This window comes from Furfurilactobacillus milii, assembly GCF_009863985.1.
Taxonomy (GTDB): Bacteria; Bacillota; Bacilli; order Lactobacillales; family Lactobacillaceae; genus Furfurilactobacillus; species Furfurilactobacillus milii_A.
On the sequence record NZ_WEZT01000041.1, the window covers coordinates 1 to 2694 of the forward strand.

Annotated in this window: 1 protein-coding gene; it reads right to left on the reverse strand. The window is 42.7% G+C overall.

Annotation, left to right across the window (positions count from 1 at the left end; all coding sequences use genetic code 11):
* Positions 1-86: 86 nt before the first annotated feature.
* On the reverse strand, positions 87-2351 hold the full coding sequence (locus GB992_RS11220) for an ATP-dependent Clp protease ATP-binding subunit (RefSeq protein ID WP_161002520.1): 2265 nt from the start codon (positions 2349-2351) through the stop codon (positions 87-89).
* Positions 2352-2694: the final 343 nt, after the last annotated feature.

The window sequence follows — 2694 nt, forward strand, 5'->3', positions numbered from 1 at the left end:
AAATCAGCTCCTAAAAAATGGGTTTGTGGTAAACACCATTTTAAAGGAAGCTGATCTTTTTTGTCCGAACAGCGTTCGGATTAATTTTACAATCTACCATTTGATGAAACTTCAGCATTAGTTGTTGACTGTGTGTCAGCTTCAACCTTAATGTCATCACCATCCATCACAGCTTCAAGATTGTGTGTATCAGGGTTATCCAAGAAGAAGTCGGCAATCCGGTCTTCCAGTTGTTCTTGAATGACACGACGTAGTGGCCGAGCACCCATCGTTGGGTTGTACCCTAAATCAACAAGCTTTTCTTCAACCGGCTTCGTTACACGAATGTGTAAGTTGCGGTTAGCTAATTGATCGTTAACGTCATCTAACATCAATTCAACAATCTGACCCAGGTTTTCCTTGGAAAGGGAGTTGAATTCAACGATGTCATCAAAACGGTTTAAGAACTCAGGCTTAAAGTAGTTGCCTAGCTTGGCCATTAGACTAGCGTGTTCGTCTTGAGCAGCGCCGAAACCAACGCTGTTCTCGCCACTATCACCAGAGCCAGCGTTAGAGGTCATGATGATGATGGTGTCCTTGAAGGATACTGTACGCCCTTGAGAATCAGTTAAACGACCGTCATCCAAGATCTGCAAGAACATGTGCATAACGTCTGGGTGAGCCTTCTCAATTTCATCTAATAGAATCAGTGAGTAGGGGTGACGACGAACTTGTTCAGTCAATTGACCGGCTTCTTCGTAACCAACATAACCAGGCGCAGAGCCAATCAGTTTGGAGACACTGTACTGTTCCATATATTCACTCATATCAAAGCGAATCATGGCATCCTTTGAACCAAACAACTCTTTGGCAAGTTGTTTAGCCGTTTCTGTTTTACCGACACCGGTAGGGCCGATGAAGAGGAAGGAACCGATAGGACGACCAGTTTGATTCAAACCAATTCGGTTACGGCGAATGGCACGGGCAACTTTATCGACTGCTTGGTTTTGACCAATAACATGTTTTTCAAGTCGTTTGTCCAGATCCTTCAATTGGGTCTTTTCTTGCGCTTGCATGTCACTAACCGGAATGTCAGTCTTTTCTTCGATAATGTGTTCGATATCTTTTTCAGTCACCGTTGCAGCATCATCGGGTTGTGGATTTTCGTCCGCGTCCTTCTTGGCCTTTTCTAGCTGATTGACCTGATCGCGGTAGTAGGCAGCTTTCTCGTAATCTTCTTTGTCCAAAGCGGATTGCTTGTGTGCTTCCGCGGTGTGAATTTTATCTTCGTAAGAAGTAGGGTCTACGTTGCGTAACGTTAAGTTCTTCTTTGAACCTGATTCATCAATCAAATCAATGGCTTTGTCAGGCAAGAAACGATCCTGAATGTAACGGGCTGACAAACGTGCTGCGGCTTCAATTGCTGCGTCAGTGTAGTGAACGTGGTGATAGTCTTCATAACGCTTTTGAATACCCTTCAAGATTGAAACCGTATCCTCAATAGAAGGTTCCTCAACTTCAATTGGTTGGAAACGACGGGCTAAAGCAGCGTCCTTCTCAATATCGCGGTATTCTTTCTGAGTTGTGGCACCAACGAGTTGAAATTCACCACGGGCAAGGGCAGGTTTCAATACATTACCGGCATCCATACCGCCTTCAGCGTTACCTGCACCAACAACTTCGTGAATTTCATCGATGAACAAGATGATGTCATCGTTCTTTGAAACTTCACTCATTAATTGTTGCATGCGTTGTTCGAATTGACCACGAATACCAGTTCCTTGAACCAGTGAAACAACATCCAAACGAATGATTTGTTTGTTAAGCAGCTTTTCAGGCACCTTACCGTTAACGATGGCTTGGGCCAAGCCTTCAACGACCGCCGTTTTACCAACACCAGCTTCACCAATCAGAACTGGGTTGTTCTTCGTCCGACGGTTTAAGATTTCGATAACACGATCAATTTCTGTGTCACGACCGATGACAGGGTCAATTTTACCTGCCTTAGCTTGATCAGTGAGGTTTAAACCATATTGATCAAGTAGGGGATGCTTAGAGTTTTTATTGTTGTTACCGCCGTTGTTGTTACCACCGAGGCCTGCTTGTGTTTGTGGACCTTGTTGTGCTTGTTGAAAGTTATTGGCATTGACGTTACCGTTTTGCATTGCAGCAAAGAGGTCATCTAAATTACCAAAACCAAATGGATCTTGAGCCATATTTGTTGATCCTCCGTTTCCGTTCATTAAATTATTCTCAGCTTGTTGTAGAAGTTGATAGCAATTTTGGCAAAGATGCACTTGCATCTGTTGTCCGTTCATTGTGAGACCTAAATGAATCGTGGCCTCATTTTGATGACAGTTTTGACAAAGCATGTTATCGCTCCTTCTAAGGGCTCACCAGCAGTTTGAACGAGTACATATGATTGCTGATGGCGAAAGGGAGTTGATCAATTGTTTTTCGTTTGACCAACTTTGACCTTTGACTAGTATTATACACACTAACAAAAAGTGTGCAAGGGAATTGCCTCACTTTTTTAGCACTTTCTTTATTAGAGTGCTAAAACGGAGAATTTTCCTTAACTGACAAAAGATTATTGCTTTGTAAACTTTTTAACGATTGGCAAATTACAAGTTTAATCCGAACAAGCCCGGAATCTTTCAATGGCAGTCTGTTGATGATGTATTTTTAATGGTCGTTGATTAATTAGTTCAAGTG